This window comes from Dietzia sp. SYD-A1 (assembly GCF_015356725.1).
Lineage (GTDB): Bacteria > Actinomycetota > Actinomycetes > Mycobacteriales > Mycobacteriaceae > Dietzia.
Map to the genome: position 1 here is coordinate 1 of NZ_JADDKI010000340.1, position 1,785 is coordinate 1,785.

Here is a 1,785-nt window from a genome sequence, read left to right on the forward strand (position 1 = left end):
CCCCCGACCCCAGGCTCACCCGCCGGGCGGCGCTCGCCGGCGGGGTCGGCACCCTCATCGAGTACTACGACTTCGCCGTCTACGGGTTCCTGGCGATCTTCATCGCGCCGCTCTTCTTCCCCTCGCAGGACCCCGCGGCGTCGATCCTCTCGACCCTGGCCGTCTTCGGCGTCGCCTACGTGGCACGACCGGTCGGCGGCATCTTCTTCGGTCGCCTCGGTGACCGGATCGGCCGCCGGACGGCGCTCATCGCCAGCGTCGTGGCCATGGGCGTGGCCAGCGGCATCCTCGGCATGCTCCCGGCCCACGCCGCGATCGGTGTCGCCGCCCCGATCCTGCTCGTCCTGGTCCGCCTGGCGCAGGGCTTCTCCGCCGGCGGCGAGATCGGCGGCGCGGCGACGTACATCGCCGAGACCGTGCCCGCCAGCCGCCGCGGCTTCTTCGGCTCCTTCACCCCGATTGGCGCCACCCTCGGCTTCGCGGTGGCCGCCGCCGTCGTCGGCCTCGTCACCCTCATCGTCGGCGAGGAGGCCATGGCCTCGTGGGGTTGGCGCATCCCGTTCCTCCTGGCCCTCCCCCTGGCCTTCGTGTGCCTGCGCATCCGGATGAAGCTCGAGGACACCCCGGAGTTCGAGGCGATGGCCGAGAAGAAGGAGGTCGTCAAGAACCCCCTCCTCGGCGTCCTCCGGGACCACCCGTGGTCGGTGGCCAAGGTCGTGGGCGTCGCGGTGGCCATGAACGGCTCCGGCTACATCGCCCTGACCTACTTCAGCGTCTACCTCACCAACGATCTCGGATTCGGCAAGAGCGCCGTCTACTGGACCTCCGCCATCGCGATCGCCTGCGCGTGCGCCACCTTCCCGATCAGCGGCGCCCTCACCGACCGCTTCGGCCGTAAGCCCGTCCTGATCGCCGGGTACCTGTCCTACATCGTGATCGCGGTCCCCGTGTTCATGCTGCTCGGCGCCACCCAGAGCATCCTCGTGGTGGGTCTGGTGTACTTCGTCTACATGGTGCTCAACGGCGTGGTCCAGGTGCCCGCGTTCCCGCTGTTCACCGAGCTCTTCGGCCGCCGCGTCCGCTACACGGGCGTCGCCCTGGGCTTCAACATCGGCACCATCATCGCCGGCGGGACCGCCCCGTACTTCGCCGCTCAGCTCGTCGCCTGGACCGGCAGCGGCATGGCGCCCGCATACTGGGTGATCGGGGTCTGCCTGATCGGGCTCCTCACCGTGTCCACCATCTCCGAGACGGGAAAGAATGCCCTGCCGACATGAGCCCCACCCCGGGTGACGCCACCGGCCTACGTGTGGCCGTCGAGCCGACCCGCGACCCCCACCTCGTCGGCGCGGTGGAGGGCGCGGGCGGCTCGGTGGTGTCCCTGGACGAGGCCCGGGTGCTGGTGTGGATCGGGGGCCCCGACGGCTTTCCGGCGCTTCCCGACCACGTCGAGTGGGTGGCACTGAGCACCGCGGGCATCGAGCACTTCGTCGCCGCGGGCATACTCGACGAGCACCGGACCTGGACCAACGCCTCCGGCTTCTACGCCCGTGGAGTCGCCGAGCACGCGCTCGCCCTGCTGCTCGCGGGCACACGCCAGGTCGTCCGCTCAGCCCACACCCGCTGGGACAAAGACGCCGTCGATCCGGCCGTCCGCACGCTCCGGGGCGCCTCGGTCGCGATCATCGGCGCCGGCGGCATCGGGCGCGAACTCGTGCCGCTGCTCACCGCCTGCGGTGCGCGGACCCTCGCCGTCACCAGGTCCGGCCGCCCGGTCGAGGGAGC

2 protein-coding genes are annotated in these 1,785 nt (G+C 71.3%); both read left to right on the plus strand.

The features are described from left to right. Positions 1 to 1,277 (plus strand): MFS transporter (locus tag IY392_RS13265; RefSeq protein ID WP_194861466.1); only part of this gene is annotated, 1,277 nt, incomplete at its 5' end. After that, positions 1,274 to 1,785 (plus strand): NAD(P)-dependent oxidoreductase (locus tag IY392_RS13270; RefSeq protein ID WP_304511151.1); only part of this gene is annotated, 512 nt, incomplete at its 3' end. The genes IY392_RS13265 and IY392_RS13270, both read left to right, overlap by 4 nt.